This window comes from Anaerovorax odorimutans (genome assembly GCF_024459955.1).
GTDB classification, from domain to species: Bacteria; Bacillota; Clostridia; order Peptostreptococcales; family Anaerovoracaceae; genus Hominibacterium; species Hominibacterium odorimutans_A.
The window spans coordinates 386,414-410,398 of record NZ_JANFXK010000001.1; the positions used below are offsets into that span (position 1 = coordinate 386,414).

Sequence of the window (23,985 nt, forward strand, 5' to 3'; positions counted from 1 at the left end):
GCTGCAGCGATTTATTGCTGCAGCAGTGTTCCCACGATTGTAAATACCCAAATATGCAGCGGATAATATACGTAGAACATCCACTTGGCAAATCCGTTTTTCGGCCCCCGCCTTCCGTTGTACAGCAGAATAAACGGAATAACGGTCACCATTGCCCAATCGCAGTTTACGGCGAAGAACACATCCCATTGAATGTCTCCCGATGAACTATAGGTAATGCTGGTCACGGCAAGTATGGCTGAAATGACAATGATGACCAGGCTGAGCCACCATTTTTTCCCGTATAGAAAATAGCTGGCAACGATAACCGGAATTATGCAGAACCCACCTTCCGTATAGATCATCGCAATCACTGCGACAACCGCAGCAGCGGTAAAGGCTATGAGTTTACTCTGTATCGTTTCGGCATTCTTCCGCGACCATTGAAAAATCCAGATAGCGCCAAATCCAGCAGCAAGGGTCAGGAACATGCTGTGGCCGATGGGAGCATCATTTCCCGTCAAATATGCCACCAGCTTATTTCCTGCCCACATGATAATTCCGGCAGCAGCCAACCTTATAAAATACTTGGCCCGATCAGAGGTATGGAAAAATCCCTGCACCAGAAGATAGGCAAACAGAGCGCCCACGAATCGCGAAAAGATGTGGTAATAGGGAAACGGCTCCTGGTTCAAAAGGATCACCGTATTATCCAGGGTCATAAAAAGCAGGGCGATAAATTTTAGCTGAAATGAGCTTAATCCTATTTTTTGCATATTTGACGTTCCTTTCCGGTCTTTTAAATCTGTTTTCTATATTGATTATATCCTACCATATATTTCTTAACAATTATCTGTTCTAAATATTAATTTTTTGTGAGGATAATATGATATAATTAGATAGAATATTCCGTTATTAAGCACAACTCCATCTTTATCGGAAACGAACTGCGATGTGTGGCTTATTCGACTCAGTTTACAAGTTTTAGGAGGATTAATCATGAAATTGCGCCCCCAATACCGCGACACCGTTAACTGCCATAGTCTGCCGAAAGTTATTGTTCTTGTCACCATATTTTTATTAGCAGCCGCTCTCCTTTCATCCTGCAATGAAAACGAAAAAGAGAAAAGCCAAAAAGATCCGAAACCCAAAGAAAAAATTTATAAGATAGGCGAAGTGGTTTCCTTGAACGATTGGGAATTTACCATCGAAAGTGCCGCTGTGGTTCCTTCCGCTGAAGACCAATTTATGACATATACCCCTGACGAGGATACGGATCAGTTTCTGGCCGCTTTCATAACGATAAAAAATAATTTTAGCGAGAAAAGAATTTTTGTGCCGCCGATTGTGCAAGAAAATCAGGATACTTTTGTGACTTTGATCTGCAAACAAAAGTATAAATACAGCCCCACGCTGTTGCTGGGATATCAGGAAGATTTAAATAATGCAACGCTTGAACCTTTATCAACTAAAACGGGAGCTTTACATTTTAGCTATCCCAAGGAACTGGGCGATGATACCAGCGATATGTCTATCGAGTTTAAATCCGGAGGAAAATCTGCAATCGTTAATTTACAGCAAAGCGCAGATGTTGCTAAAGCAGCGAAAAAGGAGAGTTCGCAGCCAACGACTGAAACGCCATCACAAAGTTCATCCGAAACAGACAGCAATGGCCACGGATACTGTGAACCCACTTCCGAGGGAAATAAAATTGTGGGAATGTGGGCCGGTGACTGGATGAGCAATAGCCGTATTGAGTTTGATTTTCTAAAAAACGGAGAATTTTATTGCAGTATATATTATGAGGATAACGACTCTAAGTCGATCGAAGGGCAATATTGGCTAAGAGGTGATCAGCTCGAACTGGATACCGGTGAAATTTATACCATAAAATCCGTAGGAAATGGCGTGTTGAAATTAAAAACATATGATGGTACCTTTTCCCTTGACAGGATGGCCGTATAAAAAACCATAAGTTGCGCAACACTTAATAGCCCAAATAGCCATTTCGGGCAGCAGCATTCAAAAACAGCAAAAAACAAAAACCCGCCAAGCGCTTGAATTACTGCGCTTTAGCGGGTTTTCAACATGGAGCGGATGAGGGGAATCGAACCCCCGTTGCCAGCTTGGGAAGCTGGAGTTCTACCATTGAACCACATCCGCATATTAATGCTGACCAACAACTGTTATTTATTATATCGAATTTCTTCCATATAGTAAATAGGGTTTTCGAAAAACATTCTCATATGCGGCCATTTTCCTTTCATGCTCCGTCTCCAGCCGGGAAATGGAACCCCTGTAAAAAGCGTGTGCATGACGGAATCAAAGATTCCTATGCACACATGTCGCCCGCAAGGGGCGACGCTTTGCAAGGTACGTTCTTTGAAACTTCGTCAACATCGCCAAAGGCGATATTTCCTACGTTATAAAAAATTAACAAACGGATACAAAAAACCGAACGTTCCATTCTTTGTATCCGTTGCTCTATACTTATCTATTTGGCCCGGCCTTTGATGTTATTCTGCCATCGCAGCTTTAATCATAGCCGGCAGCTTTCGGCAGGAAGCTTCGGAAATGGAAGCTACCGATACGCGCAGACCTTTTGCCAGCGGTACAATAAACAGCCCATCCGCCTCCAGCTTTTTACTGATTTCATCAGGATTATCGCATGGAATCGACACAAAGAACCCGGCATCAAACGGCACGATTTTCAGGCCGCATTTTTTCGCTTCCTCTTCAAAGGCGCGTCCTCTGCGAATCAGCATTTCCCGATAGCCGGCCCTCTCCTCATTGACTCTTTTCAGCAAGGCAGGATCCTTATAAATTTTTGATAAAATCACCTGAGCCAGTTTCGCGCTGTTGGACCACGAACCTCTTGAGGAAAATTCACAGACGCGTTTAAACTCAGCAGCAATTTCCGGAGTCTGCGCCATACAGATCATAGCCCCGCAGCGGGTGCCATAAAGCGTGTATGTTTTGGACAGACTATACGCTATGATCGGCAGAACGTTTTCGGGAACATCCTCCAGCTTTGGTAAAAACTTTCTGTATTCCTCCTCATCCCCCGCAAAATCTATATATGCCACATCCACCAAAAGTACGATACTTTCCGCTTTTGGAGCCGCGGTTTTGACAGCCTGCATCACCTGCTCCCAGTCCTCCATTGTCAGCGAGTAGCCCGTCGGATTGTGCGCGGGAGTGTTGAGAATAACCACCAGACTTCCCTGTACGGCAGTCAGCTCATCAACTTTTTTCGCAAAGGCAGCAGCATTAAAATTTCCATTTTCATCAAACATCTGGTAGGTATCGATGCTTCTTCCCATTTCTCCGGCAATGGTATTGTACGGGGCCCAGTGCCAATCAGATGTAAGAATTTTGTCCCCGGGGGAAGAATAATTGGCAATCGTATTTCGAATCGAACCCGTGCCGCCAGGCGTGGAAACCGCTTCCGTAAATCTTTTGGGCTGAAAACTTCCGAATGCCGCCTTTTTAACCGCCTCACGAAACGGAGGGATTCCTCCGATAGGCGCATAATCAGCAAAATCAACAGGTTCCAGCTCTTTTACTACCTCCACCACAGAAGACAGCACCACCAGATTTCCGTCATCATCGAGCAGCGACCCAATCGTCGCATTGATGACCTTATCCTTTCCCTCCTCAGCAATCATCTTTTTCGCACGATTGCTGATACCGAATATTTTATCCTCCAAAGGAATTTTTCTTCCGTTCTGTTTCGCTAGAATGTAGTCCGACATTAAATCTCTCCTCATAATCTCATCATAATTTCAAATTTGTTTTCAAAATATACTTCTCACAGTATAATACGAACTCCATTTAATTACAAGCAATTGACAGTATGAAAATTTTCATCTATGGCGATAATAAAGAATATTGGAGGTGAAACTTTATGCGAGAAAAGAAAAAGAAAAAAGATCGGGCAGCACTGGCATTAGTCCTGTGTTTCTGTGTCGTAGCGCTTACCTCAGTATTTGCAGTTAAATCCAATTTGGATAAATTGAATACCGAAGACAAGAATATGGAAATTTCCAAAAGTACGAAAACGGAAACGGAGGGCACCCAGGCGGCAGCGCAGACGCCGGTGGTGGACAGCAAGAATTCGGAAAAGAAGACTGAGGAAAAGGCATCTGTCGATTACATCGCACCCTTAAAGGGAAAGATACAAATGGAATATTCAATGGATATGCCCATTTATTCCAAGACTCTGGATCAGTATATGACCCATCCGGGCATAGATATCGCAGCAGCTATGAGCACAAAGGTCAAAGCCATCGCAAACGGCACTGTAACCAGAGTCGCCGAAGATGATCGTTATGGCATGACAATAGAGGTAACCCACGGAAACGGAATTGTATCCATTTATTCCAACCTTGCGGAAAAGGGCCTGGCAGAAGAGGGAGATGCGGTAAAGCAGGGAGAAGTGATCGGAGCCGTAGGCGAAACCGCGTTATTCGAAACCTTGGAAGAATCCCACCTGCATCTGGAAATGACCAGAGACAGCGCGTATGTCGATCCGACGGAATATATTAAAGGGCTGTAAAACAAAAACCATACACAAGGAGACCTGCCGCCTCTCTTGTATATGGTTTTTCCAGTAAAAGAAATATGGGCCTGCCCGCGCAGCGCCCATATTTCTTTTTTTAATGCAAAGCCGAATTGGGGTTTACGTTTTTATCAGCTTTTCTTCTGTACCGCTCTCCTTCTAAGCACTGCGTAAACCATTGCGATTGCCGCAAGCGTCATCAGAAGCATCAGCCACAGAATGTTAGAGTCATCGCCCGTCTGGGGCACTTTCTTCACTTGATAAGTGTTGACAAACGTTACATTTTCCGTATCTCCACCCTTAACCGAGCAGACTCCTCCTTTTACCTCGCAGGTATACTGCTGGCCGCCGGCCTTATCCACAGGAGTTCCATACTCGTCTACCTCTGTTACATAGTAGGTTACGGCTTCTCCCTTCGCTCCCGCCGGTACAGGCACTTTGATCGTGGCTTCCGATTCGTTATCCAGCGCAATCGCGTAAATAACGTCTTCACCGTTCTCATCCTTCAGCAGTTTTGTATAATCGCTGTCCGTGAAAATACCCGCGTAGTACACGTCATCAACGTTATAGGCTTTATCTCTCAGCATGGTTTTCTTGGTAATATCAATGGTTCCTTCATAATAGAACTGTTCCACGTTGAGGGTGTTGGTAATGTTCATACCGTTTACTTCCGCCGTATAATCGGCCTCGGCTCCCGTTTCTATTACCGAATATTCATAAGCCTTTCCGTTGCTGTCGGTGCCAGGAAGATTTACGAAGCTGTAAGTCCAGTCATCTTTTGCTGTAATGGTCTTCACAAGAGCGCTGTCTGTAATCGGATCTCTGTAAACCTTTCCGTTCTGCAGCAAGGTTACCTTGATGGAATCCGGCCTCTTGTTCCCGGCGTTATTATCGTCGTTCCAGGTCTTGGTTCCCGTCAGGGCCGCTTTTTCAGCATACTCATTGGTGATGGTCACGGCCTTTGTTCCCCGTGCGTCGGCAGTCACCTCCGGATTATCAATGCTGATTGTAAACTCGTTTCCGGCTGTGATGGCGTTGCCCTGGCTGTCGGTCTCGGCTATATAGTACTTAACCGGTTCTCCGCCTGCTCCCAAAGGCAATCCATCAATGACAACCGCCTGGCTCTCTGTCCCGTCTACAGGAAGGGCCGCCAATGCAGGAACTTCTCTGCCATCCATATTAATCGTTAAAATGTTTTCGCACGCAGAATCCGTAAATACGCCTGCATAGAATACGCCTGCCACATTGTAAGGATTTCCGTTTAAGGTTACCTTCTTTGTAATGCTTACGGACCCCGCCAGATATCCTTCCAAAGTGTTGGTCAGATCCATGCCTTCGGCTGTTACCGCATATCCGTCTACCGCTGCCTCATCGATTGTGTATTGATACAGATTTCCGTCCTTATCGAATTTCGGCAGTTTGTCGAAACTGTATGCCCAGTTTCCGGACTCATCCGGTCTTACTGTCTTTTCCTGATAGTTGTTCCCGTTTTGCAGCAGTTTTACTGTGATGCTGTCCGGCCGGAACATATCAGCTACGAAAGTATCGTTTGCCCAGTTCTTAATGCCGTTTACGGATGTCTGATTGTCAAAGGCGTTGGTCACTTCCGCCTGGCTGTCGTGGTTCTTAACGGTCAGCGCGGTCATATTGCCCGACTTTCCGTCAACCTGAACGGATGCCTTGTATTCGTAATCACTGGCCAAAGCCTGACCGCTCTCATCCGCCACCTCGGCAATATAGTACGTAACCGGGTTATCCACGGTTCCTACCGGGATGCCTTTGAATTCAGCAGTTCCGGAATCGCTTCCCTTTATCTCGATTTTCTGAACAGGGATATTGATATCTCCGCCCTGTCCCTCTACGCTCGGATCCGGCATCTTAGCCCTTACCGTGCAATCCTCATCGCTGAAGAGCGCCACATAGAAGGTATCCGTTACTTTCTGCGGATTGCCGTCAGCAGTAACTTTTTTGGTCACCTTGATGCTTCCATCCCAGGAATAAGCTTCATAATCATCCAACGTGTTGGTAATGTTATTCCCGTTATACGTCACAACGTAGCCGTCCGCTTTTTCCTGTCCATTTTCTGTCTTTACGTCCTGATCACCCACCTTCGTTTCTTTTACCGTATAGCTGAGCTTCGTAGCTCCGTCATACAGCGGCAGGTCCTTAAACTCATATGCCCAATCCTTATCTGCGGTTACCGTAATCTTTTGATCGGTCGCTTTACCATTGGCAAAGAGAGTTACTTCAACGCTGTCCGGCCGGGTCTTAAACTGATCATCACCGTCGGCCCAAACCTTCGTACCTTTGACATCAATCAGAGGCGTAACGATAACCGGCTCTGTCTCAGCCTTTACATTAGGATCATCGCCGACGATTACAACGCCGGTATTCTTAATCTGCTGGCCTGCGTCTTCCGTAACCTTTGCGTCAAAGCTTACCTTAACATTGCCCTTGGCAGCCTTTTCAATCGTCCAGGTCACTTTCACCGCTCCGCTTGCAAGAGACTCTATCTTTTCCGTATATGCCGCACCGGCTCCGTTAATTGTCACTGTCGCCGAATTGGCCGTATACTCCAGTCCCTTCTGCAGTTCATCCGTCACGGTAATATTTGCGTCTTTATCCGCATTGTAGTAAGAAATCTCAAACGGCAGATTCTCGCCTACGGTTGCATAACGCTCATTATCGCTCAGGTCTGGCTTTGCAGTCGCTTTCGCTGTTTTCGCTGGCTTGGAATTGGTAATCGTAAACTGGTTATCATCAATTTTCTGTACCGTTGAAATGTAGCCATCTATAGCGCTGCGCTCTTTTACCGTATAGATATATTGATCGTTGGTCAGCTCACCGCCTTTTACGACAAACTTCGGTAAGCCGGTAAAGGTATGGGACCAGTTTTCCTCACTGAGTTCTTTCGATTGATACAGCTTTGGCTCTGCCCCTGCTTTTTCAGCGCGGTACAGATCCACCGTCACTTTCGCTCCCGCAGGCGCCTTCGGCATCCACTGTTTTTCTACGGAAACGGAAACCGTATCGCCTACCGGATTGGTAACTGGCTCAGCCTTGTATGTTCCGGCCGGATCTTTCACCTCTACCTGATTGGTCACGGAGTCAACCGCATCCGCGTTTACTGTTGCTTTAAAGGAAACCGTTCCCGATGTTCCCGGCGCAAGCTTCTTTGTTGTCCAGATCAGGTTTACAACATCTCCTGATTTTTTTGTTTCAAATTTCTCGATATTTCCGCCTGTTGTCGCGGAATCATCCACGTAAGAAAGTCCCTTCGGCAGCATATCTGTAATTGTGACTACCGCCTCTGCCGGCTTATTCTTTTCATCCACCGCATTGTTCTTATAAGTGATTTCATATGTGAGCTCATCTCCCACATTTAAGTCTCCTGCGGTTGTCGTTTTTTCAGGGATAACCGGGATGATTGGGGTCTTTGTTGTTACGGTTGCCTTATGGTCATTGATGGTAACGTCCGCGCCATTCTCGATTTCCCCTACTGCCGTATCTTTTACGTTAACCTGATAAGTGATATTTCCTGATGCGCCTTTTGCGACGTTATCAATTGTCCAGGTCAGCTTGTTTCCGTTGATTGACGGCTCTTTTTGACTCTCAGTGCCGTTCAGGGTTAGTTTTGCGGTTCCCGCCTTATAGCTCACCTGACTGTCAATGGTATCGACGATGGTTACTTTTGTATTGTCGCCGTCCGGATTATGGAAGCTGATTTTATAAATAAGAACTTTATCCGGATTTTTGCTGAAATCAAATTTGCCCTCTGTCGTTCCCGCAGTCACCTCTTTTTCAGGTTTCTGCGCATTGGTCACATCGTAGCCCTCATAGCCTGCGAAGTATCCTTCCGGTACGGTCTCTACGACTCTGTACTGGATCTTCGTTCCCTTTTCATATACAGGCTGCTCGCCAAAGGAGTATTTCCAACCGCTCGTTTCTGATGCCACAGCTGTCAGCGGCTGATTGTTTTGTCCGGACACATTTGTCCAGCTGCCGGTTCCAACTTTTTTCTGCAGGGTCATAGTCACTGCCGAGCCTTTGTCGCCGACCCAGGTTTTCTTTCCTTTGATCTCTGTCTTTTTAGCCTCATAAGAGTTTGTCACTGTAAAGATCGTTGTGTTTTGTCCTGCACTGCTTTCCACCTTGCTCCGATAAACGATTTTACCTTTCTCTGCGTCCGTCCAGGCCGCCTGGTTATTGTCGCCCACCGCTGCGCCGCCTACCTTTGTCTCAATGACTCTGTATTCGATCGGGGTCTTTGAATCGTCTTTTTCATAGAGCGGTACATCCCAGTTCTTTGTCCACTGGTTGCTGCTGTTAAGCGTTTGCGGATCGCCTGCATCACTCCAGGAAACTCCTGATTTTTTCTGCAGCTGTACAGTAACATTGTCCGGTCTCACGCCGTCCTGGTTCTCACTGTCATTCCAAACCTTCTGAACCGTGATGCCCGTATCCGGAACGACCGTATTGGTCACCTCATTTGTAGAAACATGATTGACCAAGGCTTTGTTGACCAATTTGTCCTTTGCGTCTTTTGTCACTTTGACCTTGAATTTTACAATGCCTGATTTACCGGAAGGCACATCCTTGATTGTCCATTGCAGATCTTTTCCCTCTTTGCCGAAAAGCCCTGCGGAAGAATCAAACTCATAGCCGCTTTTCGCAAGCGTCGCTCCACCAAGGATTACACTTTCTTCATCGGCGTAAGTCAGTCCATCCGGAAGCTTATCTTCTATCGTGATGTCTGCCTTTTTATCCGTGTTGTTCCTGTAAGTAACCGTATAGTAGAATTCTGATCCGATATTTACAGCCTTCCCATTGACGCTTACAGTTCCATCCGTAACGTCCTTCTCCGGGTCCACATCGTTAATCGTAGTCTTTGCCTTCACATCGACCTTAGGATCGTTGTCCACCGTAACGTCTGCCGCATTCACAATATCCCCCACTGCGTCTTCCTTCACCTTTACTTTGTAGGTCAGGGTTCCACTAGCCTTTGATGCCACATCCTTAAACTCCCAGGAAAGCTTTTGGCCGCTTACTGTAGGTTCGGCAGCCTGCGCTGCTCCGGAAATGGTAACCGACGCGCTGTCTTTCACATAGGAAGTCTTGGCGTCAATTGTGTCTGTAATGGCAATATCCGCCTTATCGTTTTTATAATTGTTAAAGTTAATCGTATAGGTCAGCTCGTTATCAGCTCCGAAGGTAAAGTCCTCAGCTGCTGTTTTATCTGCCTTTTTCGCATTGGTCAGCTTAACGATAAATTCTCCGTCCTTGGCTGTCGTTTCAACATGTGCATCATAACCGGCCGGCGCCTCTACTTCCTTTACCGTATAAGCAATCGCTTCGCCGTTCTTGTTTTTGTCGAGACCGGTAAATTCTCCTTGCCACTCGTTGGCGGCGGACAGCGTAATAACTTTTCCTTTAACTTCGTTTTCAACTTTGTCGATGACAGCATACAGCTGTACTTTGACACTGGCCCCCTCAGGCGCCTGATTCCCGTCGTTTACCCAATCTTTTTTAACAGTCACTTTTGTTTGATATATCTGATGGGTATTGGTTACCGTCAGGCCATCATAAGTAGCTACATAGTTGTCATTGTAGTTAGCTCCTTGAGCCACTTGTTGCCCATCTTTATTGAACTCAACGACCGTATACTTAATCTTTGTTTTATCCGGATTATATACAGGAAGATTCTCCCATACTGCGGTATCCGGATCCCCATTTTTATTGACCGTGACCGTCTGCTGGCTCTTATCTATAAGCTGCCCGCCCTTTTTAAGTCCCAGGATTATTTCACCCGGCCTTACGTTGTCTTGATTATTTTTATCATCCCATTGTTTTTGGGCCTCGACATCTTTCAGTCCAAGCCATGTATTGGCAGCAGTCACACTGGTTTTACCGTTATAAGTAATGTCTCCATATTGATCTACCCGAACCGGAATGTCGGCAGCTGTTTTCCAGCCGTAAACGGGAGTTTCTTTAATTGTATACTCGCCTTTGTCCAGTTTGACCGGGTTCTTGTTTGAATCGACAAACTTAACCGGTCCGTAAACGCCGTCTTTTACCTGCGTATCATCGGTAACTGCCGCAGAACCGATTACTTGGTTATCCTTGTTGTAAAGCTTGAACTCAAAGGAGAATTCTTTAGGAATTGTTCCTGCGTCCGTTCCTGCTTTCTCAAGTGCCTTGGAAATTTCCGGGACCGGTCCGGTCTTTTTATACTCGTTGGTAACATTCAGTCCGCTTTTATCCACGTTGGAAACGTAGTTATCCGCATCATCGTCTTCTATTTTAATTTCTTTTACAAAATATTGAATCTGTGCTGCGGTTCCATCTTCCGCAATTAAAAACTTAGGAAGGTTTTCCCACTTAACTTCGGTCGTTTCGTTCCATGTCTTGGTTCCACCCTGCGCCTGTACAGGTGTCAGCGTCGCAGGATTATTTTCAATATTAACTTTGCTCTCCTGTCCGCCAATTTTCTGCCACAGCTCAAACTGGACCGATTCAGGAACCGTTTTGTCTTGGAAACCTGCGGATTTCCAAGTCTTTGTAGCAGTCACATCTGTAACGCCATAGAATTTATTTTTAAACTCGTTGGTTCTGTCTTTGTAAGCCGCCTTTCCATCCGCTACGGTAACAGCAAGCTTCTTTGTATCATATTTCCAGCCTACCGGCACCTGGGAAGCCTTCTCTATGATGACATACTCACCGCTTCCCACTTTTTGTCCAAAAGCTTTTTCAAAGGTCAAACCCGTTTCTTTTAATTCTTTTGCGGTAATCGTCAGTGTCTGTAAGGCATTTCCTTCTGCCTGCGGGTTATCTTTTGTTCCGCTATTTTTGTACAGATTAAAGACAAAGGCAAGGTTTTCCGGAATTTCATCCTTACTTGTGCTTTTTTCAAGCTTAATGGTTTTCTTCACTTTCAGCTCAACTGGTTTTGGCGTATTGGCTACGGATTTAAACTCCGATGCCGGTTTGCCATCTATCGTCACCTCGCCGTATGAAACCGTGATACTGTGCTTCTGATCTTCTGCCGGAGTTTGATATCCATCCGGTACCTTGGTTTCTTGAAGCGTATAGTTCCCGGCCGGAATCCGATTAAAGGATACCGTTCCGTCCTTTGACTCTGCCGTCAGCACGACATCTTTTTTACTGCCTGTCGCTTTACCGCTGAGAGTAAAGGTCGCTCCTGCCAGAGGCGTTTTGCCGTCCTCTTTTACTTTCTGAAAGCTGAAAGCTCCTGCCAGGCCTTTTACCGCCGGAACATGGAATCTCTGATACTTTAATTCACTCTCGACTCCATCATCGTTTGCCTTTGAGAACATAAAGTATGCTAAATCCGTGTTCCCATTTGTATTAGCAGCTTTGTTGAACTCAAAATTTTCTTTGGTCGTATCCAATGCGACCGGATAAGTCAGCGTGTAGGTATAATAAGTCTTATTTCCCTCTTTTTTCTCTGTTCTCGGACTGTTCTTAATATCCCATAGCAGTTTTTTTGTCCCATTGCTATAGGTAAAGGCGTTATTCTTATCGGTTCCGCTCTGGCTGCTCTTTCCCTGATAGATAATGTTTTCTGCCATGGGGTCTGTCACATACCATGCCTCTGCACCCAGTTTTATCAGCTCCAATATAGTCTTGAAATTATCCATCAGACCCGATGTGTCTGTTGATTTAAAAGCTTTGCTGGAAAATCCACTCAGCCACCTGTAAACATTTTTTTCTTCATACTTACCGTTTGCATTCTGGAATTCCGCATCCCCTATAGCAAAGGCTATGGAATACAAGGAAACCGGGCTGTCGTTTACTTTTAAATTCTTTATCTTCTCAGCGATCCCTCCAGCTCTGGTAACCGAGTTGTGATCCTCCCAGGAAGCTACGTCACCGCCCCCTCGGGTTCCCGCTATCTCGTTGGTAGCATCGCGGTCTGCGCTGTCCGCTATATGATAGGTGGGACATCCATCTGTCAATAGGATAACGTTGACATTTTCAATGCCTTTTAACGTGTCATCCTTTTTCGCCGCATTTATTACATTATATGCCAGCTGGAGGCCACCCTCTATGTTGGTACCGCCCTTTAAATTGTTATTTTTGAACCAAGTAATACTTCCAATATCATCTTTGCTTGCCTTCTTTCCCTCGGCGCTTATGACATTCTCCCAGTTCCAGCCATTCTTTACTTCTGCGTTACTGGCGAATTGCACCAGCTTTACAAGCCTTTTACTGGTAGGAGTTCCCTCCACGTCACCAAAAGCATCCACAAAGTTTTTTGCTGCAGAGGCGGCTGCGGCTGCCCGGCTCTTACCCAGTGACACATAGTTGTCGCTCATACTGTTGGATGCGTCCATGACAAGTACAACCGCGGCATCCGCCGAAGTAGGTATCTCGTCCAACCTCTCTGTTGTCGTCACATCCAATGTGATATTAAATACATTTTCTGTATCTGTGCCCTGAATGTATTTGTCAATCTTCAGATCGCCGTTTTCAAATGTCTGCACATTTTTGCTGGCATCCGTAATCTGAACTTCGCTGCCCTGAGCTGCTTTACTCGCTGCTGCAGACACAGGTGTCGCCTGAATAAATGCCATCGCGACAACTGTCATGATTGCAACAATCCTGCGCCATCTTTTTTTGCGTATACCTTTCATTTTTCATCCTCCTGCATTCCACTAATTGTCCGCTCTCCGGCTCGGAGCAATTAAAGTGATATTCGCAATATTCCATTTAGTCACATTATAATCTTATCAAGTTACATATAGGTTACATTGTTACTTTTTATTTAAAATTTTTTCCCTTTATTATAAATAAAACTGCCGTAAGTTTTTTTAAACACTTACGGCAGTTCCTAAACTACAAATATCTATTTTAATTTCAATATCTCTGAGCTACTTACAACAGCACATAATTGATATTCTTTCCCGCGCTTCGAAACTTATCCTCATATTCTGTCGTAATCTCCCGAGCCGCATAATCACTGCTGTGCAGGTCTCTGGTCATTTCCTTTATTTCCAGCCCCAGTCTTTCGATCTCCTCAAGGGTAAAATCGAACAGTCCGTCGTTATCGGTTTTGACAGCAATAAATCCATCCTCTCTCAGGACCTGCTTATAGCGGACCAGATACTCTCCATAGGTCAAACGCCTTTTAGCGTGACGGGCCTTCGGCCACGGATCGCTGAAGTTGAGATAAATGCCGGAAAGCTCACCATCGCCGAATAGATCCCGGATATCACGAACAAACATATGAATGAATCGTATATTGACGATTTCTGCTGCGTCTGTCTTTTCCAGCGCCCGCAGCAGTACGCTGTCCTGTCCTTCAATACCGATAAAATTCGCATCGGTATTGGCCTGGGCCTGGCCGATTAGAAACTGGCCCTTCCCACAACCCAGCTCCAGATAGAGCGGGCCTTTGTTCTCGAAAACCGAGTGCCAGTCTCCTTTATATTCGCCTGGCGTTTCAATCAAATAGTGTTTCAATGCAGTCAGGCGTTCTTCCATATTTTTTGCTTTTCTCTGTCTCATTCTAAGATTCCTTTATATTCTAAATGCCCCGATCGCCGCATCCCGGATCAAGTATTCCGTCTTCACAGCAAAATCCGTTCCAGCACGATCACTGCCAGAAAAGCGATCAGCAGAATGACTGCTGCCAGATCCCGCTTTCCCAGCTTCATGCCGTTCATTCTGGTTCGATGCTGTCCACCCCGGTAACAGCGGGCTTCCATAGCCATCGCCAGTTCCTGCGCGATACGAAAGGCGCTGATGAACAGCGGTACCAGCAGCGGAATCAGGCTTTTGGCCCTTCTGATGATATTGCCGCTTTCAAAATCCGCTCCCCTTGCCTGCTGCGCTTTCATAATCTTATCCGTTTCCTCCAGCAGAGTGGGAATGAACCGCAAAGCAATTGTCATCATCATTGCCAGCTCATGAGCCGGAACGCCGATCCGCTTTAAGGGCGACAGCAGAGCTTCGATACCGTCCGTCAGGCTGATGGGCTTGGTCGTCAGCGTCAGCAGCGACGAACCAATAATCAGAAGGACCAGCCGTGAAGCCATAAAAAACGCAGTATTCAGACCTTCCTCCGTAATGGTAAGTATCCATATATGCGCGATCACCTTTCCCGGTATCATGAACATATTCAGCACAAAGGTGAACAGAATAATCAGGAATATGGGTTTCAGACCTTTTAGCATAAATTTAAGGGGCACTCTGGATACTGCGATCACAATTCCCAGCACTGCGACAGCAATCAAAAGTCCCCAGAAATCTGTCACCACAAAGAGGGCCACAATGTAAGCCAGTGTAACTATGATTTTGATCCTGGGGTCCAGCCTGTGGACCCAGGATTCGCCTGGGTAGTATTGCCCCAGCGTAATATCTCTTATCATTTAAACGAGTCCTTTTTTAAAAATTGATATAATGCTTCTTCCGCGTCTTCCACCCGCAGGAAACTGCCGTCAAAGGGGAGTCCCTTCTGCCTGGCCAGTTTCATCAGCTGGGCGGGTTCCGGCAGGGCAAGTCCCATAGATGTCAGCTCTTCTTCCCGCGAAAAGACTTCCTCCGGGGTTCCATGCATCACCAGCTTTCCGCTGTCCATAACCAAAATCTTGTCGGCCATGCGGGCAATATCATTCATGTTGTGAGACACTAAAAATATAATATTTTTTTCATGGGCGTGGACGGTTTCGATCATCTTCAGTACGTCCTGATGAGCTTTAGGGTCCAGTCCGGCTGTTGGCTCGTCCAGAATCAGAACTTCCGGTTTCATGGCAATCACACCTGCGATGGCCACCCGCCGTTTCTGCCCGCCGGAAAGATCAAAGGGCGACCTTTCATGAATTTCTTCATAATCCAGGCCCACCAGGTCCAGCGCTTCCCGTACCCGCACGCTCACCTCCGCCTCGTCCAACCCCAGGTTCAGAGGTCCGAAAGCCACATCCTTTTCCACGGTTTCTTCAAACAGCTGATACTCGGGGTACTGAAATACCAGACCGATCTTTCGGCGGATGTCGCGCATCACTACGCCGGAGGCCGTAATATCGGTCCCGCTGACAACAATGGTCCCTGACTTGGGCTTGAGCAGACCGTTCAGGTGCTGAACCAGCGTAGATTTTCCGGACCCCGTATGCCCGATAATACCGATAAACTGTCCGTCATCGGCGCTGAAGGTCACATCCTCCAGGGCAACCGATTGATGCGGCATGCCTTCACTGTATATATGTGTTAAGTTGTTTACTTGTATTGACATAAGAATTCAACCATTTCTTCCATATTGATAATGTCCTCCGGCACTCCAATGCCTTTTTTTCTCAGTCTGTGGCACAGTTCAACAGCCAGAGGAACGTCCAGGTTCATTGCCCGGATCTTGTCGCCCTGGGCAAACACCTCCTGCGGGGTACCGTCGAGGGCAACTTCCCCCTGATCCATAATCACGACCCGCTCCGCTTCCGCCGCCTCCTCCATAAAGTGCGTAATCAAAACCACGGTAATGCCTTCTTTATGCAGTCCCTTTATGATATCCATAACCTCGCTGCGTCCTTTAGGGTCCAGCATGGCTGTCGGCTCATCAAAGACAATGCACTCCGGCCTCATTGCTATGGCGCCGGCAATAGCAATCCGCTGTTTCTGCCCGCCGGAAAGAAGGTGAGGAGCCTTTTTCCTGTGCTGATACATATTCACGGCCTCAAGGGAATGATCGACCCGAATTCGGATTTCCTCCGGAGGTACTCCCAGGTTTTCCGGCCCGAAGGCTACATCGTCCTCTACGATAGACGACACGATCTGGTTATCCGGGTTTTGAAAAACCATCGCTGCGCTCTGGCGAATATCCCAGACGTTCTCTTCCTTTCTCGTATCATAACCGTTAACATAAACAGCCCCGCTGCTGGGCAGCAGCAAGGCGTTGATATTCTTTGCCAGGGTAGATTTTCCGGAGCCGTTCTTGCCGATGATCGCCGTAAAGCTCCCCCGCTCGATCGCAAGAGAGACGCCCTTGATGGCACGGACGCGCTCCTGATCCTCGTCCCGCGTATATTCAAATACCAAATCTTCGATTTGTATCATCTTATTCATTTATTCCATTACTCTCTTTCCTGCTTCTGCCTCCAGATAGGTGCAGGTATTATAGTATTCCTTGCCGGCCTCCGCATCGCTGAGATCCAGCTTGCCGCCCATCTGCTGCACATAGTCAAGATATTCACCGAGGATTCCCGCAAGCACAGTATCCGGATTTTCCTTCAGAAAAGTCCGGTATGCCGTTTCCGCTTCCTTCAGAAAAGCTCCGGTCTTAAGATCAAAATTGGGACTGTCCGCCGCGCCTGCCAAAAGCAGTTTTACATAGTTTTTATACAGAGCGTCCGCATCCTGCCGAATCGCCTTTTTTTCCGGGTCCTTTCCAATCAGAATCTCAAGCTCATTGGCTCTGGCACATAGCTCTGCTCTCGAGATCGCCAGCTTGCCGGCCTTTGTAGCGGGATTCTGCTGTTCCTTCTCTTTCATCCCGCACAGGTCCTCATAGTGTGAGCTGGCATATTTGCCGTAAAGCGTCCGTATCCTGTCATAATCAACATTTCCATTATAATAAGGATAAATATACGCCTCGTATTCGATCAGCATTTCATCGGCTGCTTCTTCCTTCATATCGGAAAGGTTCTCTTCGAGGTAGGTTTCCACTTTTTCTATCTGCTGCTCAGATACCGGCGTTTCCATCAGAGACACATACTCTTTCTGAATGTCCACAGGGTCTTTTCCACACGCTGTAAGCGCCATGACAGCAGCCAGCAGCATGAAAACAACTGCCTTTCTTCTCATATCCGTTCCTTCCCAAAACAATACCTCATATCCGATCTATTATATCATAGGAATCTCATCTGCGCATCAGTAATATTGTACGAGGAAATCATGCAGCGTCTTGGCGTCCAGCTGCCCCGGCGCCGAAGCTTTTCTTCCTGCCGCAAAGGTAATGACAGAGCCGAATTCACCGCCGCAGATCCTTGTGGTGGCGCCCAGCTCACCCATCGACAGGGCAATAAAAGGGATTTCCGCATAAGTATCCCTCATCAAAGCCGAGACCTCCAGGAGGCTGAACACATCGCTTTCCGACTCAGGCATTACGGCCAGCTTCATCATATCCGCACCCAGCTCCTGCATAACAAAAAATCTTGTCAGCATTTCCTCCAGATCCGGAGTCTGCTCAAAATCATGATTGGAAAGCAGTACCTTTGATCCATTTTTATGGGCATAAACAATAAAATCGCGGATTTTCTCTTCATCCACCTTTCCCGGTCCGTCAAAGGTTTCAATATCGATGAGATCCGCCATCCCGCCTTCGGCGATAATTTTATTAATCAGATAGTAGTCTTCTTTTGACAGATCCGCCATTCCGCCCTCTTTGACAGTGCGAATTGTAAAAAGGATCGGCAGGTCCAGCGCTATACGCAGATATCCCAGCACCTTTTTCAGCTTTTCGCCCTGTCTCTGCGGGCTTTCGCCCTTCATTGCCTCCAGCATGTAATCCGCACGCCATTCCACCAGCTGGCACGGAAGCATTTCTGCAAGCTCTGCCTCTTTTAATATCTCGTCCTGTCCGGACCCTGTCAGAGGTATGCAGATTTTGGGCATTCCCTCGCCTAGAACCAGGTCTCCTATTGTCAATGTCTTCATATTCTCAATTCTCCTCAATGCTTTGCTATTCCTTAGTTTAGTACACTTTCGGGGGTTCGTCAAGGAGGCGGCGCAATGTTTTGCCGCAGCAAGGCTCTCGGAGGACGCCTCTGGGATTGGACCTGCGCTCTCCGACGGGTTTTGTCGTTTTAAGCGATGCTTTCCGGCGGCTCCGGCAAGTGAAACCTTCCGGTAACCAGAGCGGTTTTTTTGTGGAAAGTTACGCATTTTTCAACGTTCTCACGGTATCAGGAGCAACAGATAGCACAAATCTTACCTTTCAGTCGGGATCAGCAGCCCCAAACCCACAACTTTGCGTAACTTTTTTCTTTTTTTGCGAAAAGTTACCGCCTGTCCGGGGCCGCAGATGGGCGGACGGAAGAATCGGCTCATCTAAAACACTGCCCAAAAGACAAATTGCTATTTTTATCAACACTCAGCGAAAAAGCCAAGGCCTTGTTGACCTTTTTTCAAGGATACGGAGGCATGTGAGTATAGAAATCCGATCCATACACGCCTTTGAACGGGAGCAGAGGCCTCAAACCTTGAAAAAACATCAACAATAAATTGGAAATGAATCCATTGTTGTACAAATAGGTACATTGCCTTAAAAAGCTTCAATTGAAGCAGGCACCCCGACCTGGCAGGCCGGACCGATGGGCAACAAAGACCGCTAGATCGTAGGAGGGGGCGCTGACTTCCATCATGTCCGTTATCCCGTCGGAAGTCCGCCGGACCGATGGGCGGCCAAACACCGCCTGCAAAAAACAAGGACTCCCCGGGACGAACAATAACTGTTATAATGTAACCATGAAAAGTATAACCGCAAGATTAATCTTCACAATTATTTTAATATCCCTCTCCGTGAGCCTGGTTATCGGTGCTACAACTTTGTACCGAAGTTCTTCTCTGCTGGAGAATGAAACTAAGACGCAGATTCTCTCTTCCACAAAAGAGCAGGCCAACGGATTGAGCGCTAAATTCAGCCATATTGAAGGTCTGGTCGACTCGCTGGCCGGCACAGTGATGGCTTCTTTCGATGTGAAAAAAAAGCAGGCGGATCCCAACTATATAAGCTCCTTTAACCGGGATCTGAAAAAAATCATCAAAAACAGCCTTTCCGCCACCCAACTGGCTCACGGTCTGTATGTGACTTACAACCCCGAATTCACTTCACACAACGATGAGGTCTGGTTCGCCCGTATGGACGGGCGGATCACCTACATTGCCGCAGACTTCGCAGCGAATAAGCGGGATTTCTCTCTGCCTTACGAGGAAGATATGGCCTATTTTTTCAGGCCCCAGGAAACCGGTAAATCTTCCTGGACAGGCCCTTACTTTGATAAGGATGTGAGTCTGAATGTTCTTTCCTATTCCAAAGCAATCCGCATAGACGGCCATTTCATCGGTGTTGCCGGGGCGGATATCACCACAGGCACCACTCTGGATCTGGTCAGTTCCATGAGGCTTTATCCCCACGGCTACGCCTTCCTGTTGGATGAAAACCTCCATCCCATCATCGCCCCCGCCGATTCCCAGGCACCGAGTTATATAAAACCAGGCCAGGCTGCCGTAACGGAATTCACTGCCGATGAAAAGCTGCTGATGGCTTATGCCCCGCTGTCCAACGGCTGGGTCCTGGCTACAGTACAGCCCCAATCGGAGGTTTACGCCGCGATTTCCCAGTTAAAAAACGCATTTCTTTTAATTTTCATCATCACCCTGGGCGCCATTATCATTGTCGCGATTTTCTTTTCCCGGGCCTTCTCAAAGCCAATTGAGGAAAAACAGCTGCTTTTGGAAAAAGAGAATTATGAAAAAGACGTTTTGCTTGTCTATCAGGCCCGGCAGGCCAAGATCGGTGAAATGATGGGCAATATCACCCACCAGTGGAAACAGCCGCTCAACAGCATCCATCTGATTATCGAAAACCTCCTGGATGCCTATAACTATGATGCGCTGGACCGGGAAACCATGACTTCGGCCGCCGATAAAATTGAGACCATCACCAAAACCATGGCGCGGACCATCACCGATTTCACCGAGTTTCTCAAGCCGCCGGCGGAGAACAGTTCCTTTGAAGTCAATCGCTGTATCGCACTTGCCGTCTCCCTGATGGAAGAAAGTTTGAGACGCAATAATATCTCCGTGGATTTCGACACGAAAGAAACCTATCGGGCATATGGAAACGCCAACGAGTTTTCCCATGTGCTCTTTAACGTACTGAACAATGCCCGGGACGCGATCCTGGACAGCCGCACGGATGACCGCCGGATACGCATTGACCTGCGCCATTGCATGAAAAGCGGAACCCAGTTTACGCAGCTGGAGATCTACAATGCAGGTATGCCAATCGATGACGAACAGCTGTCTCAAGTCTTCGACCAGTATTATACAACCAAACCGGCCGACGAGGGCACCGGTCTGGGACTGTACATCTCAAGGATCATCATTGAAAAGCGTATGAACGGCACCATCCGCCTTGTCAACCGCAGCCGTGGAGTAAGCTGTATTATCGAAATACCAACAAAAGGAGAAGCATCATGAATGAAAACACTCCCCTCAGCAAAGTAAAAGTTCTCTATGTGGAAGACGACGACAACGCCCGGGATGCCCTGGCTTCCATGCTGAAAAGGCGTGTAGGCAGATTGTTTACGGCGAAAAACGGAGCCGAAGGCCTGGAGCTTTACCGCACCTATGAACCGGAAATCATCATCGCCGATCTTTTCATGCCGGAAATGGGCGGCGTTGATATGATCCGGCGAATCAGAGCCGACGGGAACAAACCTTTTGTTATTATAACCACGGCAGTCAGCGAGTCGAAAGTGATTCTTGACGCAGTTGATGTGGGAATCGACAAATATATTGTCAAGCCGCTGGATCTTCCGGACCTCATGGAAGAGCTGACGCTCATGGCCAGTGAAGCCGAAAAAAGGTCCGCGACAGGCAGCTCCCTGCCAGTGACGGTTCTGTCCCACAAAAAGGAGTTTGAAGCTTCCATAAAAAAGGATTTTTCCGCCTTTTTGAAGACCTTCACCGGCAAGGGTCCCTTGGATGTGAAGGTCCTTATCACAGACAGCAGTCTTGAAATTACCGCTATTGGAGTTTTAACGCCTTATGAAAAAACACTGCTTGACAACTTTCAGAATATTGCTATAATTAAACAAAACAGGCAATTGTTTTTCTCTATTAAAGGACCGGAGATCAGTAGGTTGATCGCAGATTGCTTAAACATGGATGTAGAAGTATCTGAAATCACCATTGACCCAAGAAGGGATATTAATAAGTTGACGTTTCATTGGAAAGGTTAATAAAAAAACAGTCCTTTATCTGTTCGTTTATTAAAACCAATGCAAAGTGATTTGCGTTGGTTTTTTTAATTGTTATTTTCATATCAAAGTAAAAGAAAGGAGTGGAAAATGACAGACAAGCTAAAAGCGGAAGCCCGCAATTTTAAACCGTTGCGATCATTGATCGCTGTAGTCGTTGTAATCTTAGCAACTTATTTGATTACAAAATTATTTATTCCCAATGATGCTTCAGATTTGGGAGCATGGTCGCTTATACCTGCATTATTCTTAGTTATTTACATTTTTGCAACCAAAAGGATTTTGGAATCCCTCACCCTTGCATCTATCATGGGATTCATCATGGTTTCTGACGGAAGCAATCTTTTAAAGACCTTCAGTGATTCTTTAATCGGAGTTATGATGTCTGAAGACATCGCCTGGCTCATCGTGGTCTGCGGCCTTATGGGCAGTATCATCAGCCTGATTGAACGTTCTGGCGGCGCCTTTGCCTTCGGCGAATGGGCCGCAACAAAAGCAAAGAGTCGAAAATCCGCACTCATCTGGACCTGGATTCTAGGGGTTATTATCTTCATCGACGATTACCTCAACTCGCTGACTGTAGGTTCCTGTATGACATCCTTGACTGACAAGCATAAAGTCCCCCGCGAGATGTTGTCTTATGTGGTAAGCTCAACAGCCGCACCTCTATGTGTATTGATTCCTATTTCCACCTGGGCCGTATTCTGCGGCAGGCTGCTGGAATCTAACGGCTGGGCACCGGAAGGCAAAGGGCTTATCTATTTCATTTATACGATTCCCTTTAACTTTTACGGCTGGGCTGCCGCTCTTCTTGTCCCCCTCATCGTTATCGGTTTGATTCCCATCTTCGGTCCTATGAAGGGTGCGGAAAAGCGTGTTGCGGAAGGCGGCCCTTTGGCGCCTCCGGGATCGGAAAAAATCGACATTCATGGGGAAGGCAGTGAAATGGAAATGCCTGACCATCCAAAGATGATGAATTTATTTTTACCAATTCTAGTATTAATTGGTTCCACGATTATCTTTGATGTGAAAATGGAGATGGGCGTTCTCTGTACATTAGTATTTATGTTTGCATTTTACTTAATACAGGGGCTCATGTCTGCCATGGAATTCGCCGATGTGTGCGTAAAAGGACTCCAGAGCATGATTTTACCGCTCATGCTGATGGTATTGGCCTTCCTTTTTGCAGAGGTAAACGATCAGATTGGCTTTACTGCCTATGTAATCCATTCCGCCGCCAAACTCATGACTCCTGCTCTGATGCCATTTATCATTTTTATGGCACTGGCTGTTACAGAATTCATTACCGGTACCAACTGGGGAATGTACGTTATTGCGCTTCCTATTGTAATTCCCCTTGCCACAGAACTGGATGTAAACATGGCGTTAGCTGTGGCCGCAGTTCTGTCCGCCGGCGTTTTGGGAAGCCACTGCTGCTTCTACTCTGACGCCACCATCCTGACCTCCTCCGCCTGTGGCTGTGACAATTTCCGTCATGCCTTTACGCAGATGCCCTTCGGACTTTTGGCGGGCGTAATCGCGGCTGTCGGATTCCTGATCTGCGGCTTCATCTTCTGAGTTATCGGCCAGCGGCGTATACGGAATATATGAAAGAAGGACAGGGAGCATATCCTCTTGGAAGCTTCCTGTCCTTTCAATTTTTCTTTTGTTCCGCAAATCCACCTTAAATATCAGATAGGCTCCAAAAAATGATAGTATTGCCTGGGCTGGCATTGGAAAATAAGAAGGAATATCAAAGGGTATAATTATTTAAAGGGGAAATGATACTTTCAGGCAAGAACGCAGCGAAATTTTCATAAAACTATCAAAATAGAGCAATGGAATATACCCTATTGATATTCAGATCTTCCGGCCCGCTATGGCTGCGATCACAACCGGCAGGTGGCGCCCCGGTAACCAAAGCGATTTTTTGTCAAAAGTTACGCATTTTCCAACGTTCTCACGGCGTCAATCGCAACAGATAGCACAAATTATTCTTTTCAGCCGGCACGAGCAGCCTCAAACCCACAACTTTGCGTAACTTTTTTCTTTTTTCGCAAAAAGTTACCGCCCGCCGCCCAGCTAGAGGCTGGACCGACGGGCCGCAGGCGGGAACATCCAAATTGAGGCGCCCGGGGCTGCTGATGGGCGGTCGGAGAGTAAAGATTTGTGCTGTTGGCTCTTTCGAAATTTGCAGGGTCGTTGGAAATTACGCAATTATTGGAAAAAGTCAGGCTGTGTAGAAAAAGCTGACAAAAAAGTAAATCGCTATTTTTATCAACACCCAGCGAAAAACCCGGTTCCTGTTGACTCTTTTTCAAGGGTACAGCGCACGCAAGCACAAAAATTCGGCCGATATGTGAATTCGAGCCAGGAAAGAGGCAGCAAACCTTGAAAATGGTTCAACAATTAGACTGAAATGAGTCCATTGTTGGACAAATATACGGATTG

The 23,985-nt window shown here is 46.8% G+C and carries 14 protein-coding genes and 1 tRNA gene; 5 read left to right on the forward strand and 10 right to left on the reverse strand.

The window, feature by feature from the left end:
* Nucleotides 1–11: 11 nt before the first annotated feature.
* Nucleotides 12–755 carry a TraX family protein gene (locus NE619_RS01765; protein WP_256130632.1) on the reverse strand — a complete coding sequence of 248 codons (744 nt, stop codon included), beginning with the start codon at nt 753–755 and terminating at the stop codon, nt 12–14.
* A 223-nt stretch (nt 756–978) separates the two neighbouring features.
* Here NE619_RS01765 and NE619_RS01770 point away from each other — a divergent pair, with 223 nt between their 5' ends.
* Nucleotides 979–1,944 (forward strand): DUF4352 domain-containing protein, encoded by a 966-nt coding sequence (locus NE619_RS01770; RefSeq protein ID WP_256130633.1) that lies wholly within the window; start codon nt 979–981, stop codon nt 1,942–1,944.
* Nucleotides 1,945–2,068: 124 nt separating this feature from the next.
* Here NE619_RS01770 and NE619_RS01775 read toward each other — a convergent pair.
* Nucleotides 2,069–2,142, reverse strand: a tRNA-Gly gene (locus NE619_RS01775).
* Nucleotides 2,143–2,495: 353 nt separating this feature from the next.
* A complete protein-coding gene (locus NE619_RS01780; protein WP_256130634.1) occupies nt 2,496–3,734 on the reverse strand; it encodes a pyridoxal phosphate-dependent aminotransferase in 1,239 nt (412 codons plus the stop codon).
* 152 nt (nt 3,735–3,886) lie between these two features.
* Between NE619_RS01780 and NE619_RS01785 the strand changes: the two genes are divergently transcribed.
* Nucleotides 3,887–4,537, forward strand: a complete 651-nt coding sequence (locus NE619_RS01785; RefSeq protein WP_256130635.1) for a M23 family metallopeptidase — start codon at nt 3,887–3,889, stop codon at nt 4,535–4,537.
* 134 nt (nt 4,538–4,671) lie between these two features.
* Here the strand turns inward: NE619_RS01785 and NE619_RS01790 are convergent, their stop codons facing one another.
* The 7 genes from NE619_RS01790 to aroD form a co-directional block, all read right to left on the reverse strand.
* Nucleotides 4,672–13,194 carry a Cna B-type domain-containing protein gene (locus NE619_RS01790; RefSeq protein WP_256130636.1) on the reverse strand — a complete coding sequence of 2,841 codons (8,523 nt, stop codon included), beginning with the start codon at nt 13,192–13,194 and terminating at the stop codon, nt 4,672–4,674.
* A gap of 241 nt (nt 13,195–13,435) precedes the next feature.
* Nucleotides 13,436–14,068, reverse strand: a complete 633-nt coding sequence (trmB, locus tag NE619_RS01795) for a tRNA (guanosine(46)-N7)-methyltransferase TrmB (RefSeq protein ID WP_256130637.1) — start codon at nt 14,066–14,068, stop codon at nt 13,436–13,438.
* Between the two features lie 62 nt (nt 14,069–14,130).
* Nucleotides 14,131–14,931 carry an energy-coupling factor transporter transmembrane component T family protein gene (locus tag NE619_RS01800; protein ID WP_256130638.1) on the reverse strand — a complete coding sequence of 267 codons (801 nt, stop codon included), beginning with the start codon at nt 14,929–14,931 and terminating at the stop codon, nt 14,131–14,133.
* On the reverse strand, nt 14,928–15,791 hold the full coding sequence (locus tag NE619_RS01805; protein WP_256130639.1) for an energy-coupling factor transporter ATPase: 864 nt from the start codon (nt 15,789–15,791) through the stop codon (nt 14,928–14,930). Before NE619_RS01805 ends, NE619_RS01800 begins: the two co-directional genes overlap by 4 nt.
* On the reverse strand, nt 15,776–16,615 hold the full coding sequence (locus NE619_RS01810; RefSeq protein ID WP_256130640.1) for an energy-coupling factor transporter ATPase: 840 nt from the start codon (nt 16,613–16,615) through the stop codon (nt 15,776–15,778). Before NE619_RS01810 ends, NE619_RS01805 begins: the two co-directional genes overlap by 16 nt.
* On the reverse strand, nt 16,616–17,353 hold the full coding sequence (locus tag NE619_RS01815) for a hypothetical protein (protein ID WP_256130641.1): 738 nt from the start codon (nt 17,351–17,353) through the stop codon (nt 16,616–16,618).
* Between the two features lie 66 nt (nt 17,354–17,419).
* Nucleotides 17,420–18,205: a type I 3-dehydroquinate dehydratase gene (gene aroD / locus NE619_RS01820; protein WP_256130642.1), complete on the reverse strand. Its 786-nt coding sequence runs from the start codon at nt 18,203–18,205 to the stop codon at nt 17,420–17,422.
* Nucleotides 18,206–19,015: 810 nt separating this feature from the next.
* Between aroD and NE619_RS01825 the strand changes: the two genes are divergently transcribed.
* The 3 genes from NE619_RS01825 to NE619_RS01835 all read left to right on the forward strand — a co-directional run bounded on the left by NE619_RS01825 (nt 19,016) and on the right by NE619_RS01835 (nt 23,112).
* Nucleotides 19,016–20,752, forward strand: coding sequence for an ATP-binding protein (locus NE619_RS01825; RefSeq protein ID WP_256130643.1), 1,737 nt, complete (start codon nt 19,016–19,018; stop codon nt 20,750–20,752).
* Nucleotides 20,749–21,516: a response regulator gene (locus NE619_RS01830; protein ID WP_256130644.1), complete on the forward strand. Its 768-nt coding sequence runs from the start codon at nt 20,749–20,751 to the stop codon at nt 21,514–21,516. The genes NE619_RS01825 and NE619_RS01830 overlap by 4 nt, the downstream gene beginning before the upstream one ends.
* A 108-nt stretch (nt 21,517–21,624) precedes the next feature.
* Nucleotides 21,625–23,112, forward strand: a complete 1,488-nt coding sequence (locus NE619_RS01835; protein WP_256130645.1) for a Na+/H+ antiporter NhaC family protein — start codon at nt 21,625–21,627, stop codon at nt 23,110–23,112.
* Nucleotides 23,113–23,985 lie beyond the last annotated feature (873 nt).